A 17025-nucleotide genomic window follows, 5' to 3' on the forward strand; every position below is an offset into this window, starting at 1 on the left:
CCTATTGTTGAATTAATTTTTTTAGCACAGCCATTCTCGTATATACACCATTTTCCATTTGCTTAAAAATTCGTGATCGCTCACATTCAACAAGACTATCAGCGATTTCTACATTTCGATTAACTGGTGCTGGATGCATAATGATGCTCGATTTTTTCATTCTTTTTTCACGTTCAACCGTCAATCCGTATTGCTCATGATATTGCTCTGCTGTTATTGCCGTTAAGCTCATATGCCGCTCATGTTGAATTCTTAAAAGCATGATGACATCCGCTATTTCAACAATTTCGTCCATCTCATAATATTTTTCTGCTTGTGTAGGCTGATCGATAAACCATTCAGGCGGTCCAGATAAAAGCACTTCAGCTCCAAGTGCTGTCAATGCATCCTTATTTGATTTAGCTACCCTGCTATGGCTCAAATCCCCGATAATTGCTACTTTTAAACCAGCAAAACCGCCAAATTCCTGTCTGATTGTAAAAAGGTCTAATAATGATTGAGTTGGGTGTTGTCCACAGCCATCTCCGCCATTGATCATTTTTACATTGACACGATCAACCAGCTCTTTGTAATATGCTTCCTGCTTATGTCGGATGACAGCAATATTTACCCCAATTGACTCAAGAGTTTTCATTGTGTCGTAAAAAGTTTCACCTTTTAATAAGCTCGATGACGTTGTTTCAAATGGGATAATATCCAAGCCCAGCTTTCTTTCTGCAATTTCGAAGCTCGTTTTCGTTCTTGTGCTCGGCTCAAAAAATAAATTTGCAGCGAAGATCTTTTCATCTGGTTTCCACATCTCACCGTTTGCAAAGATTTCAGTCTCATCTAAAATTGTCGTTATTTCGGCGGTGGATAATTCTGTCATTGACACTAAATGTTCCATTTATAAGCAGCTCCTTTATCTTTTGTCATAAGGCAATTAATAGTCGTTCTTGCTGGATAAAAAAACCCCCTTTGCCTGTTTATAGACAAAGAGGGTACACGTATATAGAAGTAGCAACAAACTACCTCCACAAGCTGCCTCCCTTTGCCAGCCTCACAGGACTGTTTTTAAAAGGGACTTATTTAGTTTTCAAGCATGTTTATTTTAAAATACTTACTTGATCATTTTCATCGGATTCAATTAATTCAACAACTACCCGTTCCTCGCTTGAGGTTGGGATGTTTTTCCCAATGAAATCTGCTCTGATAGGAAGTTCTCTATGCCCTCGATCAACTAACACAGCTAGTTGAATCAATGATGGGCGGCCAAGATCAACGAGAGCGTCCATTCCTGCTCTAACCGTTCTTCCCGTATACAATACATCATCGACAAGAATGACTTTTTTATTTGTAATATCCACTGGTATTTGTGAACCTCTTACTTCTGGTTCAGCCGTTTTCGTTTTAATCGACAGATCGTCACGGTACAAGGTGATATCAATTTCACCGACCGGAATTTCTTGACCTTCGATTTTTTCAATTCGCTTTGCTAAGCGGTCTGCGATATAAATTCCTCTCGTTTTAATGCCAACGAGCACACAGTTCTCAATTCCTTTATTCCGTTCAATAATTTCATGAGCAATACGAGTTAATGCCCGTTGAATTGCTTTTTCATCTAGTACAGTCGTTTTTGGCTGCATTCTTTTCACCTCTTAAAAACGATAAATAAAAAACCCTCTTTACCGAAAGGCAAGAGGGTATACGTATCCTAAAAAGACATGTTCAGCATGTCATCACCGTATCCTTCATAGCCTCACGGGACTAAATTAAAGGTGCGTATTTAACTAATACCAATATAGGCTTAAATTCGACATCTGTCAATCATTATTTCTTAATTGGTGTAAAAACTCTTCAAAATACGCCGGAATCGGCGCGGAAAATTCCATATACTCGTTCAATCTCGGATGAATAAAGCCGAGAACTCCAGCATGTAACACTTGTCCAGACGCTTGTAATGTTTTTCGCGGACCATATTTTGGATCACCAGCTAATGGATAGCCGATGTATTTCATATGCACACGAATTTGATGCGTTCTTCCCGTTTCAAGTGTACATTCAACGAAACTGTATTGATCAAAACGTTCCAATACGCTAAAATGCGTGACAGCATGCTTGCCATTATCTACGACCGTCATGCTTTGCCGATCATCTTTATCCCTGCCAATTGGTGCATCGATCGTGCCATGATCATGAGGAATCACGCCGTGCACGAGGGCGTAATATTTCCGGGTGACCGATTTTTCGACGAGTTGATTGACCAGTTTTTCATGTGCTTGATCATTTTTCGCAACCATTAATAAGCCTGATGTATCTTTATCGATCCGATGAACGATCCCCGGACGCAACACACCGTTTATGCCTGATAAATCGTTGCAATGCGCCATTAATCCATTCACGAGTGTGCCCGTTGAATGTCCTGGTGCCGGATGAACGACCATCCCTTTTGGTTTATTCACAACAATTACATCGGAATCTTCGAAATAAATATCGAGATCCATTTGCTCTGGTTCTACATCTAATAACTCAGGAGCGGGAATTCGAATGATAATGACCTCATCCAAAGCACATTTATAATTAGCTTTTTCTATTTTTCCATTGACAGAAACATGCCCCTCTTTGATCCACTGCTGCACCTGTGATCTAGACCAATCTGTATTTAAGCTAGTGATTACCTTGTCAAGGCGTTCCATCACTTCTGTCTCAATCGTACGATGTTCCACTTTATCCATGTAATTTCCTCTTTTCCTCGCGACTTTCTATAAACATTTGGATGAACATAATCACCACACCAATTGTCAATGCAGAATCTGCAATATTAAAGATCGGGAAATCATACTTAAAAATATATGTATCGAGAAAATCTACGACTTCTTTTCTAAATAGACGGTCAATAAAGTTGCCGATCGCTCCCCCTAAAATAAATGCTAACCCTAATTGGAAAAGCGGTTTACCTTTTGCATGCTTTTCAAGATAATACACGATCGCAACACAAACAATCAGTGTAATAATATAAAACAACCACATTTGATCTTGCAAAATGCCCCATGCAGCTCCGCGATTTCGGTGAGATGTAATGTAAAAAAAGTTTTTAATAACCTTAATGCTTTCACCAAGCTCCATATTTTTAACAATGATCCACTTCGTTATCTGGTCTAAAATAATAATAAATAAAGCAATGATATAATACCGCACTTGCTCCCCTCCATATGAAAAGAAAATAACTCCAATAGAATTTTAGCATAACCGATTGTAATAACATAGTGATTGATAAGAAAAACTCCTCTTTCAAACGCAAGCTTATGAAAAAGTCCCACTTTAGAACACTGTTGATCTCCGCTTCTGGCACTTCGCATCAATCAACGTCATCTGCTAAAAGGCGGGAAACAATTGGGGTGTTTAAAATCTAGGTTTTCTTCAAGGATTTTTTCCGAACAAAAGCATCCTTTCAACAACAGAGTTATATAGGTGATAGTAGTTCTAAATGTAACTTGTTAAATCCTTAATCGTTTTTATTTGTTTAATTTTAGTGTTCCGGTACTCAGAACCAACTCCGATACCAAACCCTTTCATATTCATTTTTATCGCCAACTCAATATCAACTATTGAATCTCCAATTATAAAAGATTCGGATAAATTTATTTCTGGATGATTTATTAGAGCATTTTTTATCATTCCAGTTCTCGGTTTAATACAGGAGCACTCTTCTATTTTTGCGTGAGGGCAATAATAAATATCATAAATCTCAATATCATAACGCTTAAGTTCATCAAGCATTTGATTGTTTATATCATGGTATTGCCCAATTGTGATATGCCCTTCATTTATTATGTATTGATTAGTTATAATAATAATTTTATAACCTTTCTGTTGTACTTCATTTAATGTTTGGATTGCACCATCAATAAATACTGGCTGTCTAATCTTCATCCACTCATGGTCCGGATAATCATCTATTATTGTTCCGTCTCTATCAAAAAATGCCACTTTCATAAACACACCTCCTTGTTACTTGAACTACAACAATTCTTCACAATATGCTAAAAAGGCATAAAACCCTTACTTTATGAGGGTTTTATGCCTTTTTTTATGTGGTGTTGCAAAATACTTCAATAATTTTAACACCGTTGATTGGAGCGTAATTCAACAACATCATCAAGGACTTCCCACTACTCCGCCGTTCGGAAGTAGAGCATCTATTTATTCAAAGTCTTTCACAACATCAGCACAGCGTGGGCATAGTGTCGGATGTTCTGCCACTTCACCTACGTCTGTAGAAACAACCCAACATCTTTCACATGTTTCGCCTTCTGCTTTTTCAACGACGATTGCTGCATGCTCAAGTTTTAAAGCATGTTCAGGAGCTTCCTCCGTCGAACCTGCAATTGCAAAGTCAGAGACAATGAATAGTTGCTTTAAACTTTCCGTAATCGTCTCAAGCAATGCTTTCGTTTCAGCATTCACATAGAGCGTTACTTTCGCTGTAAGTGACTTACCGATGAGTTTTTCGTTTCTCGCTTCTTCAAGTGCTTTAAGGACATCATCACGTAAGTCCATGAAAGCTGCCCATTTTGCTTCAAGTGCATCAGCGTTCGCTAATTCACGACCTTCAGGCATGTCAGTCAACTGCACGCTTTCTTCCACAACTCCTGGAATATACTCCCAAACTTCATCTGCCGTATGTGGAAGAATTGGTGAAAGCAATTTAGCTAAGGCAACAACCGTTTCATACATCACCGTTTGCATGGCGCGGCGCTCATAATGATCCGCTTTTTCGATGTAAAGGACATCTTTTGCAAAATCCATATAGAATGAACTTAATTCAGTCGTACAGAAATTATTTACCGTATGATAAATCGTTGAAAATTCATAGCTGTCATACGAAGCACGTGCTTCCTTCACCAATTTATCTAATTTCACTAAAATAAATTGATCTACTTCACGTAATTGTTCGTATGCAATCGCATTTTTCGTTGGATCAAAATCAGCTAAATTACCAAGCAAAAATCTAAATGTATTTCTAATTTTACGATACACTTCACTTACCTGTTTTAAAATCGCATCTGATACACGCACATCGGCTTGATAGTCAACAGAAGCTACCCATAAACGAATGATTTCCGCGCCAAGTTGATTCGTTACTTTTCCAGGAAGAATGACGTTCCCAAGTGACTTACTCATTTTTCTGCCGTTTCCATCAAGGACAAATCCATGGCTTAGTACGCCTTTATATGGAGCTTTGCCAGTAACTGCTACTGCTGTCGTCAATGATGAGTTGAACCAACCACGATATTGATCCGAACCTTCTAGATATAGATCAGCTGGACGTTGTAATTCATCTCTTTCAACGAGCACACCTTGGTGTGATGAACCTGAGTCGAACCATACATCCATAATATCTGTTTCTTTCGTAAACTCTCCATTTGGACTTCCCGGATGTTCAAATCCTTCAGGTAATAATTCCTTCGCATCTTTTTCAAACCAAATATTTGATCCGTGCTCACGGAATAGCTCGGAAACGCGTTGGATCGTTTCATCCGTAATGATCGCTTCCCCATTTTCCGCGTAAAACACTGGAATCGGCACACCCCAGACACGCTGCCTAGAAATACACCAATCGCCGCGATCTCTTACCATATTGTACAATCTTGTTTCTCCCCAATGCGGGATCCATTTTACTTCTTTAATCGCCGCTAAAAGATCTTCACGGAAGTCTTTAATCGACGCAAACCATTGTGATGTAGCTCGGTAAATAACCGGCTTTTTCGTACGCCAATCATGTGGGTATGAATGTGTGATAAACTCTAGTTTCAGCAATGCCCCTGCTTCTTCAAGCTTTTCCGTAATTGGCTTATTTGCAGCATCGTAAAATAACCCTTCAAATCCAGGAGCTTCGTCTGTCATATGGCCTTTATCATCAACTGGACAAAGAACACCGAGATCATATTGCTGGCCTACATAGAAGTCATCTTCCCCGTGTCCTGGTGCTGTATGAACACAGCCAGTACCAGAATCCGTCGTTACATGTTCACCAAGAATGACTAATGACTCACGCTCATAAAACGGATGTTTCGTCGTAATTCTTTCTAAATCCGCTCCGCTAACAAGTTTAACCGTTTCTGGATTTTCCCATTCTAGTACCGTTGAAACTTCTTCTAACAATGCTTGTGCAACAACGAATTGCTCATCCTTCACTTTAACAACCGCATATTGTAATTCCGGATGAACGGCAATCCCTAGATTCGCTGGAAGTGTCCATGGAGTTGTCGTCCAGATGATAAACTTCGTTCCTGCCTCTAACACATCTTTCCCATCTGTTACAGCAAAAGCAACATAAATCGATGGGGAACGTTTATCTTGGTATTCAATTTCCGCTTCAGCAAGGGCTGATTCACTTGATGGTGACCAATAAACCGGTTTTTTCCCTTTATAAATATAGCCTTTTTTCGCCATTTCGCCGAATACTTGGATTTGTTGCGCCTCATATTCAGGCTTTAACGTAATATATGGGTTTTCCCAATCGCCACGAACACCTAAGCGTTTAAATTCTGTTCTTTGATTATCAATTTGCTCATACGCATATTTCGCACAAAGCTCACGGAACTCTGCAACAGACATCTCTTTGCGCTTAACTCCTTTATTCGCCAATGCCTGCTCAATTGGCAAACCGTGCGTATCCCAGCCTGGCACATACGGAACGCAATAGCCGCTCATTGATTTATAACGATTAATAAAATCTTTCAATGTTTTATTTAGTGCGTGTCCCATGTGGAGATCACCATTCGCATATGGTGGTCCATCATGTAAAATAAAAAGCGGTCTATCTTTCGTATGTTCTTGCACTTTCCGATAAATATCTTGCTCTTCCCATTTCGCTTGCATTTCCGGCTCTCTTTTTGGAAGATTGCCGCGCATTGGAAACTCTGTTTTAGGCATTAATAACGTATCTTTATAATCCATGTTCATTCTCCTTTATTTATTGGTTGTTTAACTTGTGATTTCCGCTTCAATCAACATAGTGCAAAATTAACAATGAGCTTTCCCTTTTATTCATAAAAAAATAACCTTCTCATCCCTAAAATAGGGACGAGAAGGTTATTTCCCGCGGTACCACCCAAATAGCATACAAATCGTTCATATGCCCGCTCATTGATCCGTATCGTGGACGCTCCGCTTTCATCTACTGACTCATCGTCGTTTTCAATGTAAGAACTCGAGGGTGATCTTCCAAATCTCGCCGTTCTCTAGGCTTTCACCATCCCTAGATCGCTAATGCAAAGGCTGTTGAGATTCGTACTATCCCTGTCATCGTTTAATTATTTTAAAATATCTTATATTATATGCGAGACGATCACATTCCGTCAAGCTTACTGGTCTACTTCTTGTAGTGATCTTAATTCTGTTGAATCTGCATCGAATTCCATTAAATGATCCCAATCATCGCTTTCGATTAAATCGAGCTGTGCTTCGATCAACATTTTAAATCTCGTTCTGAACACTTTTGATTGCTTTTTCAATTCTTCAATTTCAAGCGCGATCTTTCTTGCTTTCGATAATGCCTCATTAACAATTCGATCCGCATTTTTTTCTGCTTCTCTAATAATGAGCTTCGCTTCTTTTTGCGCATTGCCTTTTACTTCTTCAGCTGCCTCTTGAGCAACGACGATCGATTTATGCAATGTTTCCTCAATCGTATTAAAATGGCCAAGGCGCTCACTTGTAGAGGATAATCTTTCTTCTAATTCCTTTTTCTCACGAAGGATTAATTCGAAGTCTTTAATGATCTGTTCAAGAAACTCATTTACTTCATCCTCATCATAGCCACGAAACCCTCTACTGAACTCTTTATTATGTATATCTACTGGCGTTAACGGCATCATGCCACCTCCACTGCTATTTCATTCAATAATCTATCCATATTATACAGAATTTCGACTATAAATGGCGAAAAAACAAAGATTTATTCATTTTATTTCAATATTCCTATCGTTATCCGCCACTTATCTTTTTTCGTTTTACCATGAATAGCGATCATTTTACTTCGACCGAACCCACGAACAGAAAGGACATCTCCTGCCATGCATTCGTAAGACGGTTGTTCGATCTTCTCCCAATTGACCCGTGCAAGCCCTTGCTGGATGAGTGTTTGTGCTTTTTGCCTCGACAAATTATATGCTGTCGCAACAATCGTATCTAGACGCAAAGAGCTGGCTGTTTTCTCACTTTCATGCCACTTTTCATCCGATTCGATTGGTTTTTCTGCTTTTTTCTGAATCGAAACATTCGCCCTGCCCATTTGAGTCAATTGCGTCAAAATAAAATCCTCAATCTCTTCAGCTAAAAGGAGCTGAATGCGATCGCCACTAACGATAATATCGCCAAATTTATCCCTTTTCAAGCCTAGTGACATAATGGTGCCAAGCACAGTCCGATGATCCAGTTGGATGAACTTTCTCGGATAGTCGATTTCATACAATCCGACTTGAAAATCTTCCAAAGATGGCTCGTAATATTCGGGATAAATAATGGCACGCTTTCTTTCACTCTCTTCACTTCCACCAAAAAAGGAGCAACGAACATCATTGTTTTCACCAATGAGCGAGCTGACAATGAGTTGTTGACGCGGATCGAGAAAATCTGTAAGTTTCGGAGAATAAAAATCTTCTACGCTTTGTCGCCAATCGAGCACTTGATCAATAAATTCTTTTTCTTCTGGTCGAAAATGCTGGTAAACCCCTGACATTCATCCCACTCCAAATTTGCCATTATCAATTTCCCCGGAGTAATTGCATCCAGATTTTTTTCTGGCTCGAAAAAAATCTGTGACTTTCCGCCAAGGCTTAACCTGAATCAGCAAATCGTTTTGTACCGAAAGCGAAGCATCGGCCTTTCACTCATTCAAGTTAAAAAAAGGAGAGCGAGTGCTTTCCTTTTTTACATGAAAAATCTTTCTACTTCAGCCAAGCCTATTGTCGCAAGCCTTAACACAAAGAATGCAACAATCGGTGAAATATCAATCATTCCTAGCGATGGTACAAATCGGCGAAAAGGCTCCAAATACGGCTCACAAATGCGAGCAAGCAGTTGTCCAAAGCCTGTTTCCCTTGCGTTTGGGAACCATGACATTAAAATGTAAATGATTAAGGCATATGAATAATACTTTATTAATAATGCGATCAAACCAAATATTAGCGACATGCTATTTAACTCCACCTCGTATCTTGAAATTCATTATCCCCCATAATTTCAGAAATGTTTCCGGAAACCTCCACATTATCTGGGGTACATAAAAATATATCTTTTCCTACTTTTTGGATATCACCACCAATGGCATAAACAGTCCCGCTTAAAAAGTCAATAATCCGAACACCTTGCTCACGCTGAATGCGTTGTAAATTTACAAGCACGGAACGACGATTGACGAGGTGATCTGCAACTTCCTGCGCTTCCGCATATACTCTTGGCTCTATGAGAATGACCTTAGAGGCTTTTTGGACGCTTTGAAGACTGACGACATTTTGTTTGCGGCTTGCGATTGGCTGCTCCGCCTCTTGCCGATACTTTGGCTCCTGCTTCACGCTCTCTTCCTCATACTCATATTCGTATTCATCTTCAAGCTGAAAAAAGTTTTTAAACTTTGACTTGATGCCCATTTTCATACCTCCTTCGATTATTCCCCTACTAAAGCAGTACCGATTCGTACATATGTAGCACCTTCCTCAATGGCAATCATATAATCATTCGACATTCCCATTGATAATTCCGTGCATGGAGCATGTTCCATATGTAATGATTGAACTTCATCACGAAGTTCCTTCAATTGACGAAAACAAGCACGCAATAATGCTTCGTCATCCGTCAATGGAGCCATCGTCATTAATCCAACGACATGGATGTTTGGGTACTCGTCAAGTTTCTGGATAAATTCAATGACATCCTCTTTGTTTAGCCCTTGCTTTGATTGTTCACCTGATACATTCACTTGAACAAAGCAATTGATTTTTTTCGACGCCCGCTTTTGAATTTCCTTTGCAAGTGAAAGCCTGTCCAATGAATGGATATAGTCTACTTTGTCAATTACATTTCTTACTTTACGTGTTTGTAATGAGCCGATAAAATGCCATGCAACTTTATCTTGCAATAATTCCCACTTAGAAGCAAGGCCATCATCCCTGTTTTCTCCAAAATTCATTATTCCCGCTTCAAAAGCCTCGACAGCTCTCGCAGAAGAAACATATTTTGTAACAGCAATGATAGCCACATCTTCAGGGTTTCGGTTGCTCAGTTCGCATGCAGATGCAATATTATCATTAATTAGCGTTAATTTTTCTTCAACCTTCATTCTGTATAACCCCTATTATATAAATCATAATAAAAAAGAAAACATTTTCTCTAGTGTATCATAAAAGCGTGAAAATCGATAATAGTATTATTAAGATTTTGGCTCGGCAATTTGCTGCTGAATATAATTTTCACTTTGATGTCTCACTAAAATGACGTCTGTTCCAATTTTAACAATTTGTTTCCATGGGATAACAACTTCCTCATCCTTGCCAAAAAAGCCAAGTAATTTCCCCGCGTTGTTAATCACAATCGCTTCAATTCTACCCGTCTCAAGATTAATATCAATATCACCTATATTTCCAAGCTTTCTCCCATCACTAATATTTACGACATCTTTTATTTGAAATTCAGAAATTCTAACCAATACGATCCCCCGCTTCCATGCAATCATTCTCACTATTATATGTATGCGCCCATGTCCTATGTTCATGCTTGCATAAAAGCCGCTGTATTCAAGATAAAAAGCGCAATTCCACACTGATGATGGAATTACGCTTTTCTATTATTGAATGTTTTTATTCATTTGTTTAATTGCCGCTTTTTCTAATCGGGATACTTGGGCCTGTGATATCCCGATTTCTTCAGCCACTTCCATCTGTGTTTTCCCTTGGAAAAAACGTTTACGAATAATCATTTTTTCCCGTTCATTTAATCGTTGTAATCCATCGTGAAGGGCAATCTCTTCAATCCAGTTCGTATCCCGGCTTTTTTCATCACTCAATTGATCCATGACGAAAATTGGATCCCCGCCATCATTGTAAATGGGTTCGAATAAAGATACAGGATCTTGAATCGCATCAAGTGCGAAAACGACTTCCTCGTGAGGGAGGTCCAATTCTTTCGCAATTTCCATTGCTGTCGGCTCTCTCGAAGTTTTTGCCATGAGACGCTCACGAACATGGAGTGCTTTATAAGCAATATCGCGTAAAGATCTTGATACGCGAATCGGATTATTATCGCGCAAATATCTGCGAATTTCACCGATAATCATCGGTACTGCGTAAGTAGAAAAGCGAACACCATGGCTTAAATCAAAATTATCGATTGACTTCATCAAGCCTATACAACCGACTTGAAAAAGATCATCGACATACTCCCCTCGATTGTTAAATCTTTGGATGACGCTGAGAACAAGCCGTAAATTGCCATTCACTAATTTTTCTCGTGCTGATAAGTCCCCCTGTTGCATTTGCCTTAAAAGTTCCCGCATTTCTTCGTTTTTGAGGACAGGGAGCTTTGAAGTATCTACACCGCAAATTTCAACTTTATTACGCTTCAACTCTTTTCCCTCCTTGCAGGAGCTGCTCTACAAATGTAAGTATCTCCGCAGGAGGAATTTCTATGCATTTAGAAGATCGTGTTCATTTAAGAAAATGAATTAAAAGCTTATAAACTCTTGCTTTTCATCTGTAAATTTTTTTAAAAAATCGTTACACCATTTTATTAAATTCCTTTCTTAACCTTTTAATAATTCGCTTTTCTAGCCTAGAAATATACGATTGGGAAATTCCTAGCAAATCAGCTACATCCTTCTGTGTTTTTTCTTCACTTCCTGCAAGCCCGAAGCGAAGTTCCATAATTTTCTTCTCACGATCAGACAATGTTGTTAATGCGCTTAATAATAATGATTTATCCACATCAGCTTCTAAGTTTTTTGTAATAATATCATCGTCGGTACCTAAAACATCAGATAACAACAATTCGTTTCCGTCCCAATCAATATTAAGCGGCTCATCGAATGAAACTTCAGAACGAGTTTTATTATTTCTCCGCAAGTACATGAGAATTTCATTTTCAATACAGCGGGAAGCGTATGTAGCAAGTTTAATTTTTTTCTCTGGGTTAAATGTATTCACTGCTTTAATTAATCCAATTGTTCCAATGCTAATTAAGTCTTCAATATTGATGCCCGTATTTTCAAACTTTCTTGCGATATAAACGACAAGTCTTAAATTTCTTTCAATCAATATGGAGCGGGCTGTTTTATCCCCCTTTGGCAGCTTCTGTAATAGTATCGCCTCTTCATCGCGTGAAAGTGGTGGTGGTAAAGCTTCACTTCCCCCAATATAATAAATCTCATCTGAACGTAAGCCAATTTTTCTTAGTAGCTTATACCAATAATAGTGTAGCCGCAGCCGTAGTTTATTCACAAAAAGAGCCCTCCTCCCATCTTGGAAAAAACGAAAACCAAGATTGTATTATGAAGCAGATTGTTCGATTCCATCGGATACCATTAAAGGATGGACAATGCAATGAAATTGATCATCTGCTGATAAGCGCTGTGCTGTAAATACGATTAGACCTTTTGACACTTGCTTGCTTTTATTACCGACCGTTACATGAATCGAATCTGGCTTAAAAGCGAAAAGTAATTGCTGGTTATTTCCTAAGACGGTTGCGGGTATGAGACGCATTTTACTCGACCAATTTTCTGACAATTCAATTGCCGCATCGAAATGGTCGCCGGAATTCTCTGCCAAATGCATAATCTCTTCTGGCAGCTTGTCTGCTACGGCTGAAGCTTGAATGACCATAACAGGCATTTTTGAAATCGGATCATATAGCTGATTCCCACTATCAATTAGACCGACAAGCTGTAATTCAATCTCATTGATAACGACTGAAACATTTGCTAACACATCATACTTAATAGCGGATATCGTAATTCCTTTTACTCTTCGTTGTGAAAAATGCCATGCAACAGGAAAACCAACCATGACAAACATCCAACTAATTGGATCTCCATAGCCTAATTGGTGCTGAATAAGCAGCCCCGATTGTAGCTCAAAATCAAAAGCAATAAAATAATGAGTCCCTAGTAAAATCCCACCCATTAAAAAAGTGGCAAAATATAAAGTTAATAGGCCATTGACATAATAAGAAAAGCGTTTATAACCGAATGCAACGAAAACCATTCCGACCGAGATTCCTATTTTCATAAGCGGGTGTGCAGCTAACGATGCCCAAGGGGTAATCGTTAATAAGATGAGCATAGATCCTAGTAGCCCTCCTAATAACACTCTAACCGGGCGAATCGAGCGCTTCAAAAAAATCGCGGTCATCCATAAAAGCAAACTGTCGATTAGGAAATTTAAAAGCCACAAAAAATCCAAATATACAACCAAGCGCTCAACCTCCTTTTCCATCATCGCAATCTAACTTTGCAGCTTTGGCAAAATTATATCCCATCTCTATTCGGGAATGTGTCGCTTTGTAGGAGGGAAAATAGAGAAGTTTTCACAACTTCTTTAGAAGATTGTCATAATTAATAGAAATTAAGAAAATACGGAATGGGGGCGTGATCAACTAGATTACGTATTAAACGTACTTAACTGCTTTTATTTTTTATCTTTAGAAGCTCGACTTATACGAACGCATAGAGATTTGCAAACGAGTAACGAATTTTCTAAGCCGTTGCCGGGATTTGTAAGCCATTGCCGGGATTTATAAGCCATTAATCAGATTTCTAAGCCATTGCGAGGATTTGTAAGCCATTAATCAAATTTCTAAGCCGTTGCCGGGATTTGTAAGCCTTTAATCAGATTTCTAAGCCATTGCGAGGATTTGTAAGCCATTAATCAAATTTCTAAGCCGTTAATAAAAATTTCTAAGCCGTTGCCGGGATTTGTAAGCCTTAAATCAGATTTCTAAGCCATTGCGAGGATTTGTAAGCCATTAATCAAATTTCTAAGCCGTTGCCGGGATTTGTAAGCCGTTAATCAGATTTCTAAGCCATTGCGGGGATATTATAAGCCATTAATCAGATTTCTAAGCCATTGCGAGGATTTGTAAGCCATTAATCAAATTTCTAAGCCGTTGCCGGGATTTGTAAGCCTTTAATCAGATTTCTAAGCCATTGCGGGGATTTATAAGCCTTTAATCAAATTTCTAAGCCGTTGCCGGAATTTGTAAGCCGTTAATCAGATTTCTAAGCCATTGGCGGGATTTATAAGCCGTTAGCCGTCGCGAGGATTTGTAAACCGTCCCCGCTTTGCTTTTATTCATCGTGAGGATAATCTAAGTCTTCGCATCGCATCGTTGTGATATTTCGAAAATCTATATTCGAATATATCATTATTTAAAAGACAAAAAAGACTAGCCCAAAATGAGCTAGCCTCTTTGCTATTTATCTTCTACGATTTCGATTTCGTAGGAAAGTTGGAATATCTAACGTATCCTCAACTGGCTGGTGATTAACATGAACAGGTTCTGGAATTTCTTCACGCTTTTGTTCACGTACTGGCGCCTGTTGTTGGATCGGCTTCTTCGCTTGTCCAAATGATGGACGTTGTTGTTTAGGCTGAGGCGCCACTTCATCGAATCCTGTTGCGATCACCGTTACAACTATTTCATCTTTCAAATTATCATTAATGACTGAACCGAAAATCATGTTCACTTCTTGATCAGATGCGGTTGCGACGATGTCTGCCGCTTCTTGTACTTCATAAAGGCTGAGGTTAGAACCGCCGGTAATATTCATCAATACACCTTGTGCTCCATCAATTGATGTTTCAAGCAATGGAGATGAAATTGCCTTTTTCGCTGCTTCTGCTGCACGGTTTTCACCAGTAGCTACCCCAATACCCATAAGCGCAGACCCTTTATTTGTCATAATTGTTTTTACGTCAGCAAAGTCAAGGTTAATTAATCCTGGTACAGCAATAAGATCCGAGATCCCTTGTACCCCTTGGCGCAATACATTATCTGCCTCACGGAACGCTTCAAGCATTGGTGTGCTTTTATCAACAATTTCAAGCAAGCGATCGTTTGGAATAACGATTAGTGTATCAACCGCTTCTTTCATCGCATCGATTCCACCGCCAGCTTGCGTTGCACGCTTGCGTCCTTCAAAAGTAAATGGTCTCGTCACTACACCAACGGTTAATGCACCTAGATCGCGAGCAATTTGAGCGATGACTGGAGCTGCTCCTGTTCCCGTTCCGCCTCCCATTCCAGCTGTAACGAAAACCATGTCTGCACCTTTTAACGCTTCTTCGATCTGCTCCTTGCTTTCTTCAGCAGCCTTTTTTCCAACTTCAGGGTTTGCACCTGCCCCTAAACCTCTCGTAAGCTTTGCACCAATTTGCATTTTAATTTCAGCTTTTGATAAATTTAGAGCTTGTGCATCCGTATTGACCGCAATAAATTCCACACCTTGCACATCATGTTCTATCATACGGTTGACGGCGTTATTTCCACCGCCTCCGACACCAATTACTTTAATTGTCGCGAGTGAATCTAAATTTGTATCAAAATCCAACATGGCAAATCCTCCTAAATTATATTCAACTGGGATGCTCTACTCGAAAAAAGAGACAAAAAATCTTTTTACTTTTGAGGACATTTTATCATCCGGATGTTTTTCAGTTTTTTGTTTTGGCACAGTTGTCTTAGAATGTCTATCGATCGGCTCGTTTGTATATTGCATCGCTGTCGCACTTACATTTCTTCCTTGCAATCTAGCATTCTTGAAAGCATAGCGAATGAGTCCGATAGCCGTCGTATATTGCGGCTCTCTCACGCCAATATAATCTGGGCTCGCTACTCTGACACGATTTTGCAAGATGACCTGGGCTAATTCCATCACTCCAGGCATATTCGCCACTCCGCCGGTTAACACATAGCCACCTGGAAGATCGGCGACCCCCATTCGTTTGATCTCATTCTGAATCAACTCAAATATTTCTTCCATTCTAGCTTCTATAATATCAGATAATTCAAGTTGATTGAATTGCTGATGCTGATCACTGCCAATAATCGGAACACTAAACACTTCATCTTCAGATGCATGATCATAATAAGCATGACCATATTGCTTTTTAATTTTTTCCGCATCGTCTGTCGCTGTCCTTAGTCCAATCGATAAATCTTTTGTAATATTATCTCCGCCAACAGGAATTACACTTGTTCCTCTTAACGCACCTTCTTCAAACACGGCTAAAGTTGTTGTCCCTCCGCCGATATCGATTAAGGCTGTACCAAGATTTTGTTCGTCTTTGGAAAGTGCTGCTGCTGAAGTAGCTAATGGTTGAAGAACAATATCAACAATCTCAAGACCGGCACGCTCTACACAACGCAAGGTATTATGTAAAATTGTTTTGGAACCCGTAATAATGATCCCTTCCATTTCGAGCCGAACACCGATCATTCCCCTCGGATCTGTGATTTCTTCTAAACCATCGACGATAAATTGTTGAGGAATTACATTAATGATTTCTCTTTCTGGAGGAATTGAAACGACCTGGGCCGCATCCATTACTCTTGCTACATCGTCATCGGTAATTTCGCGATTTTCACTGGAAACTGCCACAACACCATGGCATGGTTGAAGCTGAACATGATTTCCAGCAATTCCGACGATCACATGGTTGATTTTCATTCCAACCATTCTCTCAGCTTCCTCTATCGCCTTTTCAATTGAATGAACGGTTTCATCAATGTCGACTATCGAGCCTTTTCGTATTCCTTCTGCTTTGGCATTTCCAACACCTATAATATTTAATGAATCATTCGTCATTTCCCCAATGATTACTTTAACCGTGGATGTACCAATGTCTAAGCTGATATATATTTCATTGTTGTTCATTCAGTGGCACCTCCTTTATCCAACTTTTTACTTTTAATATTTTTATACATTTCATAAGATCATCCTTGGTTATACTTATTAAGATTAATTCGTCATTTATAAGTGATTTCCTT

At 39.2% G+C, this 17025-nt stretch carries 17 protein-coding genes and 1 other annotated feature; all 17 genes read right to left on the reverse strand.

Annotated elements, in window-relative coordinates:
* Position 1 precedes the first annotated feature (1 nt).
* Positions 2-886: an aspartate carbamoyltransferase catalytic subunit gene (locus KHA95_RS06405; RefSeq protein WP_213136650.1), complete on the reverse strand. Its 885-nt coding sequence runs from the start codon at positions 884-886 to the stop codon at positions 2-4.
* A 199-nt stretch (positions 887-1085) separates the two neighbouring features.
* Positions 1086-1625, reverse strand: a complete 540-nt coding sequence (pyrR, locus tag KHA95_RS06410; RefSeq protein ID WP_213136651.1) for a bifunctional pyr operon transcriptional regulator/uracil phosphoribosyltransferase PyrR — start codon at positions 1623-1625, stop codon at positions 1086-1088.
* Between the two features lie 177 nt (positions 1626-1802).
* Positions 1803-2714 carry an RluA family pseudouridine synthase gene (locus KHA95_RS06415; protein ID WP_213136652.1) on the reverse strand — a complete coding sequence of 304 codons (912 nt, stop codon included), beginning with the start codon at positions 2712-2714 and terminating at the stop codon, positions 1803-1805.
* Complete coding sequence (gene lspA / locus KHA95_RS06420; RefSeq protein WP_213136653.1) at positions 2707-3177, reverse strand: signal peptidase II; 471 nt, start codon at positions 3175-3177, stop codon at positions 2707-2709. The genes KHA95_RS06415 and lspA overlap by 8 nt, the downstream gene beginning before the upstream one ends.
* 285 nt (positions 3178-3462) lie before the next feature.
* On the reverse strand, positions 3463-3975 hold the full coding sequence (locus tag KHA95_RS06425) for an HAD-IIIA family hydrolase (protein ID WP_213136654.1): 513 nt from the start codon (positions 3973-3975) through the stop codon (positions 3463-3465).
* A gap of 207 nt (positions 3976-4182) precedes the next feature.
* Positions 4183-6942: an isoleucine--tRNA ligase gene (gene ileS, locus KHA95_RS06430; protein ID WP_213136655.1), complete on the reverse strand. Its 2760-nt coding sequence runs from the start codon at positions 6940-6942 to the stop codon at positions 4183-4185.
* 119 nt (positions 6943-7061) lie between these two features.
* Positions 7062-7300 (reverse strand) — a binding site (T-box leader).
* Between the two features lie 49 nt (positions 7301-7349).
* The gene (locus tag KHA95_RS06435) at positions 7350-7859 is read right to left on the reverse strand and encodes a DivIVA domain-containing protein (RefSeq protein WP_213136656.1); all 510 of its coding nucleotides are present in this window, start codon (positions 7857-7859) and stop codon (positions 7350-7352) included.
* A gap of 92 nt (positions 7860-7951) precedes the next feature.
* Positions 7952-8725 (reverse strand): YlmH family RNA-binding protein, encoded by a 774-nt coding sequence (locus KHA95_RS06440; RefSeq protein WP_213136657.1) that lies wholly within the window; start codon positions 8723-8725, stop codon positions 7952-7954.
* Between the two features lie 191 nt (positions 8726-8916).
* Positions 8917-9180 carry a YggT family protein gene (locus KHA95_RS06445; RefSeq protein ID WP_213136658.1) on the reverse strand — a complete coding sequence of 88 codons (264 nt, stop codon included), beginning with the start codon at positions 9178-9180 and terminating at the stop codon, positions 8917-8919.
* A gap of 5 nt (positions 9181-9185) precedes the next feature.
* Complete coding sequence (locus KHA95_RS06450; protein WP_213136659.1) at positions 9186-9635, reverse strand: cell division protein SepF; 450 nt, start codon at positions 9633-9635, stop codon at positions 9186-9188.
* A 17-nt stretch (positions 9636-9652) separates the two neighbouring features.
* Positions 9653-10324, reverse strand: coding sequence for a YggS family pyridoxal phosphate-dependent enzyme (locus KHA95_RS06455; protein ID WP_213136660.1), 672 nt, complete (start codon positions 10322-10324; stop codon positions 9653-9655).
* A 90-nt stretch (positions 10325-10414) separates the two neighbouring features.
* Entirely contained in the window at positions 10415-10690 is a 276-nt protein-coding gene (locus KHA95_RS06460; RefSeq protein ID WP_213136661.1) for a YlmC/YmxH family sporulation protein, read from the reverse strand.
* Between the two features lie 138 nt (positions 10691-10828).
* Entirely contained in the window at positions 10829-11605 is a 777-nt protein-coding gene (gene sigG, locus KHA95_RS06465) for an RNA polymerase sporulation sigma factor SigG (RefSeq protein ID WP_213136662.1), read from the reverse strand.
* Between the two features lie 151 nt (positions 11606-11756).
* Positions 11757-12476, reverse strand: a complete 720-nt coding sequence (gene sigE, locus KHA95_RS06470) for an RNA polymerase sporulation sigma factor SigE (RefSeq protein ID WP_213136663.1) — start codon at positions 12474-12476, stop codon at positions 11757-11759.
* Positions 12477-12524: 48 nt separating this feature from the next.
* The gene (gene spoIIGA, locus KHA95_RS06475; protein ID WP_213136664.1) at positions 12525-13451 is read right to left on the reverse strand and encodes a sigma-E processing peptidase SpoIIGA; all 927 of its coding nucleotides are present in this window, start codon (positions 13449-13451) and stop codon (positions 12525-12527) included.
* 1001 nt (positions 13452-14452) lie between these two features.
* Positions 14453-15589: a cell division protein FtsZ gene (gene ftsZ, locus KHA95_RS06480; protein ID WP_213136665.1), complete on the reverse strand. Its 1137-nt coding sequence runs from the start codon at positions 15587-15589 to the stop codon at positions 14453-14455.
* A 36-nt stretch (positions 15590-15625) separates the two neighbouring features.
* A complete protein-coding gene (gene ftsA, locus KHA95_RS06485) occupies positions 15626-16912 on the reverse strand; it encodes a cell division protein FtsA (RefSeq protein ID WP_213136666.1) in 1287 nt (428 codons plus the stop codon).
* Positions 16913-17025 lie beyond the last annotated feature (113 nt).

The organism is Bacillus sp. FJAT-50079, assembly GCF_018343515.1.
Lineage (GTDB): Bacteria > Bacillota > Bacilli > Bacillales > Bacillaceae_C > Lederbergia.